Annotated in this window: 14 protein-coding genes and 1 tRNA gene; 11 read left to right on the top strand and 4 right to left on the bottom strand. The window is 56.3% G+C overall.

Features of this window, described 5'->3' with window-relative positions; translation table 11 throughout:
- Window positions 1–194: 194 nt before the first annotated feature.
- Window positions 195–893, top strand: coding sequence for a corrinoid protein (locus ACR0EO_RS02595; protein ID WP_480686862.1), 699 nt, complete (start codon window positions 195–197; stop codon window positions 891–893).
- A gap of 118 nt (window positions 894–1,011) precedes the next feature.
- Window positions 1,012–1,677 (top strand): DUF1638 domain-containing protein, encoded by a 666-nt coding sequence (locus tag ACR0EO_RS02590; protein ID WP_480686861.1) that lies wholly within the window; start codon window positions 1,012–1,014, stop codon window positions 1,675–1,677.
- A gap of 12 nt (window positions 1,678–1,689) precedes the next feature.
- Here ACR0EO_RS02590 and ACR0EO_RS02585 read toward each other — a convergent pair whose 3' ends face one another.
- Window positions 1,690–2,100, bottom strand: coding sequence for a SufE family protein (locus tag ACR0EO_RS02585; protein WP_480686860.1), 411 nt, complete (start codon window positions 2,098–2,100; stop codon window positions 1,690–1,692).
- A gap of 139 nt (window positions 2,101–2,239) precedes the next feature.
- Here ACR0EO_RS02585 and ACR0EO_RS02580 point away from each other — a divergent pair, with 139 nt between their 5' ends.
- Window positions 2,240–2,764: a hypothetical protein gene (locus ACR0EO_RS02580; protein WP_480686859.1), complete on the top strand. Its 525-nt coding sequence runs from the start codon at window positions 2,240–2,242 to the stop codon at window positions 2,762–2,764.
- Between the two features lie 15 nt (window positions 2,765–2,779).
- On the opposite strand, the gene rnd is transcribed toward ACR0EO_RS02580, so the two are convergent.
- From rnd to purM, 3 genes are all read right to left on the bottom strand, one after another.
- Window positions 2,780–3,937 carry a ribonuclease D gene (gene rnd, locus ACR0EO_RS02575; RefSeq protein WP_480686858.1) on the bottom strand — a complete coding sequence of 386 codons (1,158 nt, stop codon included), beginning with the start codon at window positions 3,935–3,937 and terminating at the stop codon, window positions 2,780–2,782.
- A 111-nt stretch (window positions 3,938–4,048) separates the two neighbouring features.
- Window positions 4,049–4,645 carry a phosphoribosylglycinamide formyltransferase gene (purN, locus tag ACR0EO_RS02570; protein ID WP_480686857.1) on the bottom strand — a complete coding sequence of 199 codons (597 nt, stop codon included), beginning with the start codon at window positions 4,643–4,645 and terminating at the stop codon, window positions 4,049–4,051.
- A complete protein-coding gene (gene purM, locus ACR0EO_RS02565; protein ID WP_480686856.1) occupies window positions 4,642–5,688 on the bottom strand; it encodes a phosphoribosylformylglycinamidine cyclo-ligase in 1,047 nt (348 codons plus the stop codon). The genes purN and purM overlap by 4 nt, the downstream gene beginning before the upstream one ends.
- A gap of 107 nt (window positions 5,689–5,795) precedes the next feature.
- On the opposite strand from purM, the gene ACR0EO_RS02560 reads away from it, so the two are divergent.
- The 8 genes from ACR0EO_RS02560 (at window position 5,796) to ACR0EO_RS02525 (ending at window position 13,706) form a co-directional block, all read left to right on the top strand.
- Window positions 5,796–5,872 (top strand) — tRNA-Ile (locus tag ACR0EO_RS02560).
- Between the two features lie 115 nt (window positions 5,873–5,987).
- A complete protein-coding gene (locus ACR0EO_RS02555) occupies window positions 5,988–7,004 on the top strand; it encodes a GlxA family transcriptional regulator (RefSeq protein WP_480686855.1) in 1,017 nt (338 codons plus the stop codon).
- A 129-nt stretch (window positions 7,005–7,133) separates the two neighbouring features.
- Entirely contained in the window at window positions 7,134–8,273 is a 1,140-nt protein-coding gene (locus ACR0EO_RS02550) for an aromatic ring-hydroxylating oxygenase subunit alpha (protein WP_480686854.1), read from the top strand.
- Complete coding sequence (betC, locus tag ACR0EO_RS02545; protein ID WP_480686853.1) at window positions 8,270–9,805, top strand: choline-sulfatase; 1,536 nt, start codon at window positions 8,270–8,272, stop codon at window positions 9,803–9,805. Before ACR0EO_RS02550 ends, betC begins: the two co-directional genes overlap by 4 nt.
- The gene (locus tag ACR0EO_RS02540; protein ID WP_480686852.1) at window positions 9,802–10,596 is read left to right on the top strand and encodes an SDR family NAD(P)-dependent oxidoreductase; all 795 of its coding nucleotides are present in this window, start codon (window positions 9,802–9,804) and stop codon (window positions 10,594–10,596) included. Before betC ends, ACR0EO_RS02540 begins: the two co-directional genes overlap by 4 nt.
- A gap of 25 nt (window positions 10,597–10,621) precedes the next feature.
- Entirely contained in the window at window positions 10,622–12,040 is a 1,419-nt protein-coding gene (locus ACR0EO_RS02535) for a gamma-aminobutyraldehyde dehydrogenase (RefSeq protein ID WP_480686851.1), read from the top strand.
- On the top strand, window positions 12,040–12,780 hold the full coding sequence (locus ACR0EO_RS02530) for an SDR family NAD(P)-dependent oxidoreductase (RefSeq protein ID WP_480686850.1): 741 nt from the start codon (window positions 12,040–12,042) through the stop codon (window positions 12,778–12,780). Before ACR0EO_RS02535 ends, ACR0EO_RS02530 begins: the two co-directional genes overlap by 1 nt.
- A complete protein-coding gene (locus ACR0EO_RS02525) occupies window positions 12,780–13,706 on the top strand; it encodes a 3-hydroxyacyl-CoA dehydrogenase NAD-binding domain-containing protein (protein ID WP_480686849.1) in 927 nt (308 codons plus the stop codon). The genes ACR0EO_RS02530 and ACR0EO_RS02525 overlap by 1 nt, the downstream gene beginning before the upstream one ends.
- Window positions 13,707–13,723 lie beyond the last annotated feature (17 nt).

Below are 13,723 nucleotides of genomic sequence, written 5' to 3'. Positions count from 1 at the left end.
GAAGCCTTTCCAACTACAAACAACCGCAAGATCATCATGTAAAATATTCCGTCGTGTACCGCGAAAATCTGTCATATAAGTCGGTCCCGCAACCGCCGACGTCGCAATCGTCACAGTAAAGCTGCGGCGTTTTGGCCAAAAGGAAAAAAATGCCACCTCGGGCCTCGGGTCCGCACAGCACAGGGAATTGCCCCATGTCCGATGAAGAAGACATCATCCTGTCCGAACTCAACGACGAGGAACTTGTCGAACAGATGTTCGACGATCTTTATGACGGCCTGAAAGAAGAAATCGAAGAAGGCACGAACATCCTGCTGGAGCGCGGATGGACTCCTTACGACATTTTGACCAAAGCTCTGGTCGGTGGCATGACCGTTGTTGGTCACGACTTCCGCGACGGCATCCTGTTCGTACCCGAAGTTCTGCTTGCCGCAAACGCGATGAAGGGCGGTATGTCCATCCTCAAGCCGCTGCTGGCTGAAACCGGTGCACCTCGCGTGGGTAAGATGGTTATCGGCACCGTTAAGGGCGACATCCACGACATCGGCAAGAACCTTGTTTCGATGATGATGGAAGGCGCAGGATTTGAAGTTGTCGACATCGGCATCAACAACCCGGTCGAAAACTACCTGGAAGCGCTGGAAACTGAAAAGCCCGACATTCTGGGCATGTCGGCCCTGCTGACCACCACCATGCCTTACATGAAGGTTGTCATCGACACGATGGTCGAACAAGGCCTGCGTGAAGAATACATCGTTCTGGTTGGCGGCGCGCCACTGAACGAAGAGTTTGGCAAAGCAATCGGTGCTGACGGCTACTGCCGTGACGCAGCCGTGGCCGTGGAAATGGCCAAGGATTTTGTGTCGCGCAAGCACAACCAACTGGCCGGCTAATCGGACACACGAGAATGTTTGAGGGCCGTCCGTCTTACGGGCGGCCCTTTTTGTTCACTGACATTGCAGGTCATCAGCGGACACCCCATTTCTGTCGCATCCAATCCGAGGGGCACCTATGCAGCAGGACGAACTACCTGACGACGCCAGCCTGACGACGTCTGGCTACGTTTCCGACGAAAAAGGCCGCATTCTCTTGTTGGCCTGTGGCGCCTTGGCGCGCGAGATCCTTGACCTTAAACGTCGAAACGGCTGGGATCACATGGCATTAACTTGCCTGCCCGCTATCCTTCACATTCATCCTGAGAAAATAACACAGGCCGTCCAGGATGCGGTAGCCAAACACCAGGATGACTATGATCAGATCTTCGTTGTTTACGCAGACTGCGGAACTGGGGGCCTACTGCAAAACGCCTGTGAGGAGCTGGGTGTCGAAATGGTCAAAGGCCCGCACTGCTATTCATTTTTCGAAGGAAATGAACAGTTTGATGCTCGCGGAGAAGATGAGACCACAGCGTTCTATCTAACCGATTTCTTGGCCCGGCAGTTCGACGCTTTTATCTGGAAACCTCTGGGTCTAGATCGTCACCCCGAACTCCGCGACATGTACTTTGGCAACTACACAAAGTTGATCTATCAGGCCCAGACAGACGATCCCAAATTGACAGAACGCGCGCGTGACTGCGCCGAACGGATGGGCCTAGAGTTCGAGCGTAGGTTTACTGGGTATGGTGACCTTGAAACGACGCTGCAAGGTTGGGCTAAACAAACACCGCCTGCGTGATCCGCAACCGGATCACGCGTTTTCTTGTGCAACTTCGCGGATTCGATCAATCATCGCGCGCAGCCCATTTGATCGCTGGGCCGACAAATGGTCATTCAACCCGAGCCGAGCCAACTCTCCCCCCGCGTCCACTTTGGGCACTTCGCCGACAGGCAGGTCATTATACAGTGACCGCAAAACAGCGATTAAGCCTCGGACAATCAACGCATCGCTGTCGCCGTCAAAACGAAACACGCCATTCTCGATGATCGGGTGCAACCAAACCTGACTTGCACATCCGTGAACCTTGGTCGCCGGCACTTTCAGCGCCTCGTCCAGCGGTTCCATCGCCTTGCCTTGGTCGATCACGTGGCGATAGCGGTCTTCCCAGTCGTCCAGAAACTCGAAATCCTCGACGATTTCTTCAAAGGCAGGCGTTGCCATTTTGAGGCGTTCCTTTCGTTGCGATCACATTTGTGACCTATGCCGCCGAACTGTGCCTGTCCACCCCCCTCCGTGGCTTTTCAAACAGAGGAATTTGGGATAACCCATTGCTGGAATTACTGCTCTGGACGTTGGGACCATGAAAAAAACTCTCATTGCACTTGTGGTCGCCCCGCTGGCCCTTTCTGCCTGCAACAGCTGGAGTGACTCGCGCGCCAACCCATCCAATTGGTTCGGGTCCAGCACACCTGCCCCAACTGAGACGTCGGTATACGACTCCAACGCTTTGGTGCCTCAGGAACGAGAGGGCACAGGTCTTTTTAGCCGGCCTGACATTAACGACTCCAGCGTTCCAATTGCCAAGATCGATGAGCTTCGTGTTGACCCAACGCCTTCTGGCGCGATCGTTTACGTTAACGGCGTGGCGTCACGGCAAGGGGCGTACAACGCCAAACTGGTTCGTGTGAATAGCGAAGAGAATCAAAAGAACGGTGTTCTGGAGTTTGTTTTCCGTGTTAATTATCCGGCCCGTAATACAAACCAAGGCACCGAGCGGTCTCGCATGGTCTCAGACGCGATCAACGTCAGCAAAGACGACTTGCAGACTATTCGGTTAGTGCGGGTTGTAGGTGAGCAGAACGCTTTGGAATCCCGGCGCCGTTAAGGCAATGGTCTCGAGTTAGAGGGAAACCACCTTGACGGTTTGACCCTTTGCAGCCAAGGCGATCTTACCATCGCATAGCTTTAGAGCATCCTCACCAAAGACCTCAAACCTCCAACCTGACATCGCAGGAAGCTTCCGTTCACCCGCGGCGATCTGGTCCAGTTCCGAACTTGTGGCGATCAGCTTTGCAGCGACACCGGAACTTTCAGTTTTTGACTTTAGCAGAACACGCAGCAAATCCGCCAAGGCTGGATTGACCTTTAGCTTGTCGCGACTGTTGTCGACACTCGGCAGTTCGTCAGGTGGGCAATTCACCCCTCTCTTCACCGCAGCCAGAATACCCTCTGCGATCGCCCCCTTGCGGGCCTCGCGCAGCAAGAGACGAGACCCCCCCAGGTCTGAGGGAGACTTGGGTTTGGTCGAGGCCAACTCGATCAGTGCGTCATCCTTGAACACCCGGCTGCGCGGGACGTTGTTTTCCTGCGCGTATGCTTCTCGAAACTGTGCCAGCTCGCGCACAACAGCCAGAAACTTGGCCGAATTGGTGCGCGTCTTTACACGTTTCCAAGCATCCTCGGGTCGAATGTCGTAGGTTTCCGGCAGAGTCAGCGTACGCAATTCCTCGGCAACCCAATGGCTGCGCTGCGATTTTTTCAGCTGCGCCGCCAGGTATTCGTAAATCTGACGCAAGTGGGTAACGTCTGCTAAAGCATAGGTCTTTTGAGCTTCAGACAGAGGACGGCGAGACCAATCTGTAAACCGGGATGTCTTATCGACACCCTGCTTACAGATTTTGCGCACCAGTGTTTCATAGCCCACCTGCTCGCCAAAACCGCAGACCATTGCTGCGACCTGCGTGTCGAACAACGGCTTCGGAAAGACACCTGCCTCCACCCAGAAAATCTCAAGATCCTGACGGGCGGCGTGGAACACTTTGACCACGTTTTCATTTCTGAACAGCTCGTACAAAGGATCCAGCGATAGACCGTTTGCCAGCGGGTCGACAAGAACCGCACTATTTTCGTCCTCGGATGGAACCGCCAACTGGACCAAGCAGAGTTTGGAATAGTAAGTCCGTTCGCGCAGAAATTCTGTATCTACGGTGACATAGTCATATTCCGCCGCGGCCTTACAGAAATCGGCCAGCTCTTGCGTCGTTGTCAGGGTTTTCATGCGCGGTGCTGTTCTTGCTCTTGTTCTCTGCGGCTGACTGTTCTTACCGTACCCAGCCGTAATGCGGACCATAGGCCGATTATGATGCGTGTGTAAATCTTCGTGCGCCGTTCAAGGCAGCAACACCGGAGTCCGGTCTCCACTGGCGTAACGGCGCAACACTGCTGGATATAGCTTGTGTTCCCAAACCAGCACACGGCTAGCCAATTGTTCGGGCGTATCACCGTCATGAATGCGAACGCGTGCCTGCCCCAAGATCGGGCCGTCATCCAAAGCTGCCGTTACTTCGTGAACTGAGCATCCATGTTCAGCATCCCGGGCCTCAATAGCCCGAGCGTGGGTATTCAAGCCCTTGTATTTCGGGAGCAGAGAGGGGTGGATATTTAACATACGGCCCTGAAATCGCGACACAAAATCACCCGTCAGAACCCGCATAAAACCGGCCAGACACACGATATCTGGTTGCGCTTGTTCCAACGGCTTCAGCAACTCTGCTTCGAAAGCGGCCCGGTCGCCCTTGAATGGGCGGTGGTCCACCGAAGCCGTCGGGATGCCGCGCTCAGCCGCTTTCTTCAGACCACCGGCTTCGGCGTCATTTGAGAGGATCAAGCAAGGGCGCGCCGGGTGGTCTCCGACCATGCTGTCGACCAGCGACACCATGTTGGATCCACCGCCTGAAATCAGGATAGCGACGCGTTTATGACTCACAGCAATGAGCCCGAATAAGCCATTCCCGGCGTATCAGTTACCATGCCAAGGCGCGCAACGTTTTCGCCGGCCTCGGTCAGCAGCCCGGTCAGTTCGTCGGCGCGTTCTTCGGCGCAGACAACGATCATGCCGATGCCGCAGTTAAAGGTCTTGAGCATCTCGGCCTCGACGATTCCACCAGTTTCAGCCATCCAACGGAATACGGGCGGCAGATCCCATGCGTTCAGGTCAATCTCAGCGCCCAGCCCATCAGGCAACACGCGAGGCAGGTTTTCGGTCAAGCCGCCACCGGTGATGTGGGCCAAGGCATGTACACCTCCTGCCCGGATCGCTTGCAGCGCGGGTTTTACATACAGTCGAGTCGGGGTCAGCAATGCCTCACCCAGCGAACCGTCACTAAATGGCGAGGCAGCATCCCATCCAAGCCCAGATATCTCAACCAACTTTCGCACAAGCGAATAGCCGTTGGAGTGCACCCCGTTCGATGCCAGACCAATCAGCACATCGCCCTTTTGCACGTCGGCAGGCAAGTGCGCTCCGCGCTCCATCGCGCCAACTGAGAAACCGGCGAGATCGAAATCTCCATCCGGATACATGCCAGGCATCTCGGCCGTCTCACCACCAATCAGGGCACAACCTGACTGCACGCAACCCTCGGCAATCCCTTCGATGATCCGAGCAGCCGTGTCGGTATCCAGTTTGCCCGTCGCAAAATAGTCCAGGAAGAACAGCGGCTCAGCACCCTGACAGATCAGATCGTTGACGCACATCGCTACAAGGTCGATGCCAACACCGTCGACCACGCCAGTGTCGATTGCGATCCGCAACTTGGTGCCAACACCATCAGTCGCGCCCACAAGAATCGGATCTTCGTATCCGGCAGCCTTCAGATCGAACAGAGCGCCAAATCCGCCCAGACCGCTCATCACGCCCGAGCGGTTGGTGCGTTTGGCGGCGGGCTTGATCCGGTCGACCAGAGCGTTCCCCGCATCAATATCAACGCCTGCATCGGCATAGGTGATTCCGTTCTTGCCCGTCGTCATGGCCAACCCCTTATGAATGGTTCCCGCGCGGGTTATTCGATTGTGCGACTTGTTGCAACGGTCAGGCTTGACGCGGAGGTTCACCGTGATAATCAAAGCGCTCAGGCGGGCCTGTAGCTCAATTGGTTAGAGCAGAGCGCTCATAACGCTTTGGTTGCGGGTTCAAGTCCTGCCGGGCCTACCAAATCTCCGCCTTACCCAGTGCTTTCCAGTTTTAATGGGAAGATTCGCAAGAGCTTGCTTATCGCGCCGATTGGCTCTCCTATTACATTCACCAAGGTGGATAAGGTCAGGGCATAATGGTCGAAAACGTGCGCGAAGAAACCCGACTAACAATCTTCGTCGCCCCCAGCTTTAATATGTCCGCAACGATGGCATTCGTCGATCCGTTTCGGGCGGCGAACTACTTGGATGGCAGATCGTACTTCAATTGGCAGTTTGTGTCCGAAAACGGCGGGTTGTGCATTTCGAGTAACGGGGCAGCTATTGAAACCGTACCGCTGGATGATCTCGGTTCGACAAAGCCAGACATCGTGATTGTGTCGACCAGTTGGACTCCAGAAAAACACATGACCGAAAAGCTAGCCGGGGCGCTGCGTCAATGGGCGCGATCCGGTGCAACACTGGGTGCGTTGGACACGGGCGCATTCCTGCTAGCACAGGCCGGTTTACTGAAAGGGCGGCGCGCGACAGTTCACTATGAACATATCGACGCTTTTCAAGAACTTTACCCGGATATCGAAGTTGTAGAAAACCTCTACGCCATTGATGGAAACCGCATCACATGTTGCGGCGGAGAGGCTTCGGCCGACTTTGCGTTGCAAGTCCTCCAAGGCATCCACGGCAGCGCGCTGGCAAACGCGTCTGCCCGGTATCTTTTTCACGACCGGCTACGCGGACCAGCGGCCATGCAACAACCCGAGGGCAGCGAGCCACTAGGGGCCATCGTTCCGGCCACGCTAAAAACTGCGATTCAGGTAATGGAGGCGCATTTGGAAGACCCCCTGCCTATCCCTGATATCTGTGAGCTATCCGGGATCTCTCATCGCCAGCTTGATCGATTGTTTGCAACCTACATCAAGAAAACCCCTGCCCTGTACTATCGGGACATAAGACTGGACCGGGCACGCGGATTGGTGACACAAACAGATCTGCCTATTGCGCAAGTTGCAATGGCTTCGGGGTTCGCGAGCCAAGTTCATTTCAGCCGATCGTACAAAGAAAGGTTTGGCCTTGCGCCGACACAGGATCGCATCGAGGGACGCGTTCCATTTGAATATCGCGCGTGGCCCATGCATCGAAAGCCAAAGGCTTGATCTTCCCGAGCGGCTTAAAAAATCAAATCTACGGCGAAAAAAGTTATGCCAAATTCCTGATTTGCTAGCACCATGTTCTAACCAAGCCAGCACCCGGAATCGATCCGGGACAGTTATGTGGAGCCCCAAATGAGCGCGCTGCCGTCCAAAGAGCAATTCGATCGTATTTCCGATGGTTTCAGCACCGACCCGTTCAACACTCAGTCCCTAAAAGCCGAAGCATATGTTGATCCGGCGTGGCATCAGGTCGACCTGAACGGCATTCTCGCCAAGACTTGGCAATGGGTGTGTCACGTCGAAAAACTCCGGGCTCCGGGGTCTTATGTGACAGTAGAAATTGCAAACCGCCCCATCGCGGTCGTTCGGGACCGTGAGGGCGCGCTGCGCGCGTTCTACAATGTTTGTAAGCACCGCGCTCATCACCTGTTGTCTGGTGAGGGCGAGACAACTCGCATCATGTGCCCCTATCACGCCTGGGTCTATAAACTCGACGGACAGTTGGTGCGCGCACCCGAAACTGAGAGCCTGACCGACTTCAACACCAAAGATATCTGTCTGGATCAGGTGCAGGTCGAAGAGTTCGCTGGCTTTATCTATGTTAATCTTGACCCAGAGGCGCGACCTCTTCGCGAACTTTCCGGCGACCTTGAGACCGAAATCCGCCATTGGGCCCCTGATATTGAAAGTCTGACCTTTGGCCACCGGCTGACCTATGACATCAAGTCGAACTGGAAAAACGTCGTCGACAATTTTCTGGAATGCTACCACTGCCCGACCGCGCACAAAGATTTCTGCGATCTGGTGGATATGGACACATACAAGGTGACCACCTACGGCATTTACTCAAGCCACATGGCCGAGGCTGGCAAGGGCGCGAATACCGCGTATGACGTCTCGAACGCCACCGTGCGTACCCACGCCGTGTGGTGGCTTTGGCCTACAACCTGTCTGATGCGCTATCCAGGCCGGTCTTCGATGATCGTGTTGAACATCATTCCGATTGGGCCGGACCGAACGCTGGAGACCTACGACTTTTTTCTGGAAACACCTGAACCGGACGCCGCAGAGTTGGAAGCTATTCGGTATCTGGACGAAGTTCTGCAACGCGAAGATATCGACATTGTCGAAAGTGTACAGCGTGGCATGAGCACACCAGCGTTTACCCAAGGCCGCATCGTGCACGATCCGAATGGCTCGGGTAAGTCGGAACACGCCGTGCATCACTTCCACGGGCTGGTGCTGGACGCCTACGCGCAGGCCGCTCCGTGACACGCCCAAACATCGTTGTCGTCATGGCCGACCAGTTGGCGCCGCATTTCTGCGGCGCTTACGGGCATCCGACAGTGAAAACACCAAACATAGATGCAATAGCCGCGCGTGGGATGAGGTTCGATGCAGCGTACTGCAACTCACCGCTCTGTGCGCCGTCGCGATTTGCCTTCATGTCGGGGCAATTGATCAGCCGGATCGCTGCTTACGATAACGCCAGCGAATTTCGCGCATCGGTCCCGACTTTCGCGCACTATCTACTGGCACTGGGTTATCGCACTTGCCTGTCAGGCAAAATGCACTTTGTCGGCCCAGACCAAAAGCACGGGTTTCAGGACCGAGTGACCACCGACATCTACCCGTCCGACTTTGCCTGGACCCCGGATTGGGAGGCACCGGACGAACGCATCGAAAAGTGGTATCACAACATGCAGACGGTCAAAGAAAGTGGTGAGGCTGTAGCCACCTTCCAGACCGACTACGATGATGAGGTAGAGTTTGCCGCGCGCCGTTGGCTGATCGACCGAGGCCGTGACCGGGCCACCGGGGATACTACACCGTTCTGCATGGTCGCCAGCTTCATTCACCCACATGATCCGTACGTGGCGAAACCTGAGTGGTGGAACCTCTACACGGACGCGGAAGTACCGATGCCGGAGTTCACCCTGACGCCCGAAGAACAAGACCCGTTCTCTCGCCGCGTGATGGATGGAATTGAAGCCAGCTATGTCCCGCTGACCCAAGAGGAAGTGCATCGCGCGCGACGCGCCTACCTGGCAAATGTCAGCTATTTCGACAGCAAAGTCGGTGCGATTGTGAAAGCGCTCGAAGACATAGGCGAACTGGACAACACAATCGTAATCATCACGGCTGACCATGGCGATATGCTGGGCGAACGCGGGCTTTGGTACAAGATGAACTTCTTTGAACACTCCGCGCGCGTACCTTTGATTATGGCTGGCCCCAATGTGGCACAGGGCTCTGTCGCGAACGCATGCTCGCTGATCGATTTGCTTCCAACCTTCGTCGAAGTTGCGGGAGGCAGCGAGGCGATGTTCGGAGAGCCCATTGACGGCCGCTCTTTGATGCCATTGGCACGTGGTGAGACTGATCCCAAAAACGAAGCTATAGGCGAGTATTGTGCTGAAATGACCCCCTACCCGGTCTTCATGATCCGCCGCGGGTCATTGAAATACATCCACTGTGATCCGGACCCGCCTCAACTCTATGATCTGGCGGTTGATCCGTTGGAAAAGGTCAACCGGGCCAAGGATCCTGCTTATGCGGAACGGGCGCTGGAATTTGCGTCCGAGGTTGAGCGGCGATGGGACAGCGAACAACTGCGCGCAGACGTGATCGCCACGCAGAAGTCTCGTCGGGCGCTGCATGCCGCAATGGAGGCCGGAGGTAGCGAAGCGTGGGACTATAATCCGCCGCGCGACGCCACACAGGAATACGTGCGCAATCACATGGACTGGACGGTTGCCGCGACACGCTATCGCTATCCGCCTTTGAAGGAGAAAAACGAATGATGCTTGAAGGCAAAACCGCCCTTGTCACAGGCGGACGCGGTGGGATCGGCCGCGCCATCGTGGCCCGGTTCCTGCGCGAAGGTGCGCGTGTCTATGCCGCCGACCTGACTCCCCACGGGTCTCTGTCCGCACATGACGACGACGGCAGCATCTTTGTTAAATTGGACGTAACGCAAGAAACGGACGCTATTGCTGCGATGGATCAGGTCGCTGATGACACTGGTCAGTTGGACATTCTCGTCAACGCAGCGGGAATCGAGATCGAAAAGACAATCGAAGAGACAACACTGGAAGAATGGAACTTGTCCTTTGCGGTCAACGTCACCGGCACTTTCCTGACCTCGAAGCACGCTCTACCGCTAATGCGCAAGGCCGCAGCGTCGGGCACATCAGCTTCAATTATCAACTTTGGGAGCTATGACGGATTTATCGCTGATCCCGGCCTTGCGGCCTATTGCGCGACCAAAGGCGCGGTGCATGCGCTGACCAAGGCGATGGCTTGCGACCACGGACCGGAAGGTATCCGGGTCAATGCCATTTGTCCCGGCTATGTCGATACTCCGATGTTGCAGAGCTTTTTCACCGGGGACGGCTCGGGCGGCGGAGGCAAGACTATCGACCAACTACAGCAAGCCGTGCGTGATGTGCATCCGATGCGCACTTACGGCACGCCAGACGACATCGCCAACCTGGTCAACTGGCTGGCCTCGGACGAGGCACGCTATGCCAGCGGACAGCTTTGGGTACTGGACGGAGGGCTGAGTGCGCAGGTTCAGCAGATGAAGCTATGAGAATTCCGGGCTGATGGGGAAAGACATGCAAACAAAGATGTTGATCAACGGAAAGTTGGTCGAAGGCGGCGGCGAGACCCTCCCTGTATTGGACCCAGCCACAGGCGAAACCATCGCCCAGGTTGCCGAAGCCACACCGGAACAAATCGAAGCGGCGACCTGCGCCGCGCACGAGGCGTTTGAAACCTACCGCCTCGTCACTCCCGCCGAACGTTCAGGATATCTCAACACGATTGCGGACGTGATCGAGAGAAACATCGAAGAATTGTCCGAACTAGAAACGCTCGACGTTGGCAAACCCTGGCCAATGGCCAGAGATGAGGAGATGCCTCTAACAATCGACACGTTTCGCTTCATGGCAGGAGCCGCGCGGACGATGAGCGGGTCAGTGGCCGGGGAGTACGCAGCGGGCCATACTTCTATGATCCGCAAGGACCCGATTGGTCCGGTGGCCTCTATTGCGCCGTGGAACTATCCTCTGATGATGGCCGCGTGGAAGATCGCAGCCCCGCTGGCCGCGGGCTGTACAATTGTAATGAAACCGTCCGAAATCACCCCTCTGGCCACGTTGCGATTGGCTGAGCTTCTGGCCGACGTACTGCCCAAAGGCGTACTGAACGTGGTGCACGGCCGAGGTGCTTCGGTTGGCGATAATCTGATCAATGACCCAAGAATTGAAGGGATTTCAATTACGGGTTCACCCGCCACAGGTATGGCGGCGATGCGGGCAGCATCAAACCAGATACGGCACGTGCATCTGGAGCTTGGCGGCAAGGCCCCGGTCATAGTGTTCGATGATGCCGATATCGACGCACTGGCGGAAACGATCCGCTATGGCTCGTTCTTCAATGCAGGTCAGGACTGTGCTCAACCCTGTCGTGTGATGGTGCAAGACGGGATCTATGATAAACTCGTTGCTGCCGTTTCGGATCAGGTCAGCCAAATCAAGATCGGCCCCCCTAAGGGGGAAGGCACCGAGATGGGGCCCATCGTTTCTGCCACTCAAAGGGATCGTGTGGCAGGGTTCGTAGACCGCGCACGCAGCAGTTGCGAAATCGCAGTAGGCGGACAGGTCGCTGATAGTCCCGGCTTTTTCTACCAGCCGACCGTCGTGGCAAATGTAGATAATGATGCCGAGATCGCGTGCAGCGAAGTGTTCGGTCCGGTTGTCACACTTTCACGTTTCTCCGAGGCCGAGGATGCACTGCGGATCGCCAATGCCGGGCGCTATGGTCTTGCGTCATCGGTCTGGACCAAGGATGTCTCGACGGCGATGCGGATGACCGCTCAGCTCCGATATGGCATGACTTGGGTAAACACGCACGGCATGCCAGCAGCAGAAATGCCTTGGGCCGCAATGAAGGGGTCAGGCACAGGCTGTGACATGTCGGTCTATGCGTTGGATGCCTACACTTCTGTAAGACATGTAATGGTGGCGCACTGATGAGACTGAATGGAAAAAGAGCTCTTGTAACCGGCGGCCGCCAAGGTATCGGTCGCGGAATTGTCGAAGCCTTTTTGCACGAAGGAGCGACCGTTACGACCTGCGGACGCGGACCAAGGCCCGAAGGGCTGGCAGACAGCGTGGTCTGGTTTCCACTTGATGTCACCGACGCTACTGCCGTCGAACAACTGGCCATTCAGACAGATGGCACGGACATTCTGGTCAATAACGCGGGTGTTCAGGTTGAAAAGACAGTGGCCGACAGCTCGGACGCCGATTGGGACGCCGTGATCGGCACCAATTGCCGGGGTGTATTCAACATGTGCCGCGCCTACATCCCGCGCATGCCCAAAGGCGGTTCGATCATCAATATCGGCTCGATCGCAGGGAATGTCGCAGATCCATCGATGGCGCTCTACAACGCATCCAAGGCGTTTGTGCATGGGTTGACCCGGTCGATTGCCGTGGATCATGGCCCCAACATACGTTGCAACGCGATCTGCCCCGGCTGGATCGAAACGGGAATGCTGGACGCCGGCTTCGATCTGGCATCCGACTCTGAGGCCGCGCGGCAGGATGCTTTGACCCGTCACGCCATGCGCAGGTTCGGCAAGCCAGAGGATATCGCCAGCATGGCAGTCTGGCTTGCTTCGGACGAAGCGAGTTTTGCCACGGGCCAGTTGTTTACAGTGGACGGCGGCATGACGGCAGCATCTCCCCTCAATCCAGGACTATTCTGATGGAGTTCCAACACACGGCCTGCCTTGGCGGCGGGGTGATCGGCGCCAGTTGGGCGGCGCTGTTCCTGGCCTCTGGCCGCTCAGTTGCAATGTACGATCCCAATCCCGATGTTGAGCGAAGCGTGCGTGACTACATCGAAAAGGCTTGGCCAACTATGGCAGAGCTCGGGTTGACCGAGAACGGTGACCCAGAGGCGATCTCATTCCATACCAGCGCGGTAAGCGCCGTCGAGGGGGCCATGTTCGTGCAAGAGAACGTGCCCGAACGCCTACCTATCAAACACGCAACGTTTGCCGAAATTGAGCCAGCCTTAACCCCAGAAGCTGTCGTGGCAAGCTCCGCTTCTGGTTTGACCCTTAGCCAGATGCAACCGGGCTGGGAAAACCCTTCGCGGTTTGTTTTGGGGCATCCGTTTAACCCACCGCATTTGATCCCGCTTGTAGAAGTTCTGGGGAATGAACGCACCGACGATGACGCCGTTGAAGCAGCACAGCGGTTTTACAAGGCCGTCGGGAAAACCACCATTCGCGTGCGCAAAGAAGTTCCCGGCCATGTCGCAAATCGCCTCCAGGCCGCGATCTGGCGTGAGGCGATCAGCCTGGTGATGTCGGGCGTCGCTTCGGTCGAAGATGTCGACAAAGCGGTCTGGGCTGGTCCCGGTCTACGCTGGGCCGCAATGGGGCCGACCATGTTGTTTAACCTCGGCGCAGGTGAAGGCGGACTACAAGCTTTCTGCGACCATTTCACCGATACATTTAACGGATGGTGGGACGATCTCGGGCAAGTGCACCTGACCGAAGACGTCACGCAGACCTTGGTCCAAGGCGTTATGGAAGAGGCATCTGGCAAGTCCACCGCCCAGCTTGCGGAAACACGCGATGCCCTGATTGTTGCTATGCAAAAGTCTATGGCAGGCTTGCGCTGACGCTGCGATCACAGAAT

The sequence above is a fragment of the Ruegeria sp. BE9 genome (assembly GCF_056538765.1).
This window is presented reverse-complemented; position numbering and strand designations above follow the sequence as displayed.

Coding starts and splice junctions, on each gene's coding strand:
- ACR0EO_RS02595 (WP_480686862.1), top strand. CDS start 195: ATGTCCGATGAAGAAGACATCATCCTGTCCGAACTCAACGACGAGGAA.
- ACR0EO_RS02590 (WP_480686861.1), top strand. CDS start 1,012: ATGCAGCAGGACGAACTACCTGACGACGCCAGCCTGACGACGTCTGGC.
- ACR0EO_RS02585 (WP_480686860.1), bottom strand. CDS start 2,100: ATGGCAACGCCTGCCTTTGAAGAAATCGTCGAGGATTTCGAGTTTCTG.
- ACR0EO_RS02580 (WP_480686859.1), top strand. CDS start 2,240: ATGAAAAAAACTCTCATTGCACTTGTGGTCGCCCCGCTGGCCCTTTCT.
- rnd (WP_480686858.1), bottom strand. CDS start 3,937: ATGAAAACCCTGACAACGACGCAAGAGCTGGCCGATTTCTGTAAGGCC.
- purM (WP_480686856.1), bottom strand. CDS start 5,688: ATGACGACGGGCAAGAACGGAATCACCTATGCCGATGCAGGCGTTGAT.
- ACR0EO_RS02555 (WP_480686855.1), top strand. CDS start 5,988: ATGGTCGAAAACGTGCGCGAAGAAACCCGACTAACAATCTTCGTCGCC.
- ACR0EO_RS02550 (WP_480686854.1), top strand. CDS start 7,134: ATGAGCGCGCTGCCGTCCAAAGAGCAATTCGATCGTATTTCCGATGGT.
- ACR0EO_RS02540 (WP_480686852.1), top strand. CDS start 9,802: ATGATGCTTGAAGGCAAAACCGCCCTTGTCACAGGCGGACGCGGTGGG.
- ACR0EO_RS02535 (WP_480686851.1), top strand. CDS start 10,622: ATGCAAACAAAGATGTTGATCAACGGAAAGTTGGTCGAAGGCGGCGGC.
- ACR0EO_RS02530 (WP_480686850.1), top strand. CDS start 12,040: ATGAGACTGAATGGAAAAAGAGCTCTTGTAACCGGCGGCCGCCAAGGT.
- ACR0EO_RS02525 (WP_480686849.1), top strand. CDS start 12,780: ATGGAGTTCCAACACACGGCCTGCCTTGGCGGCGGGGTGATCGGCGCC.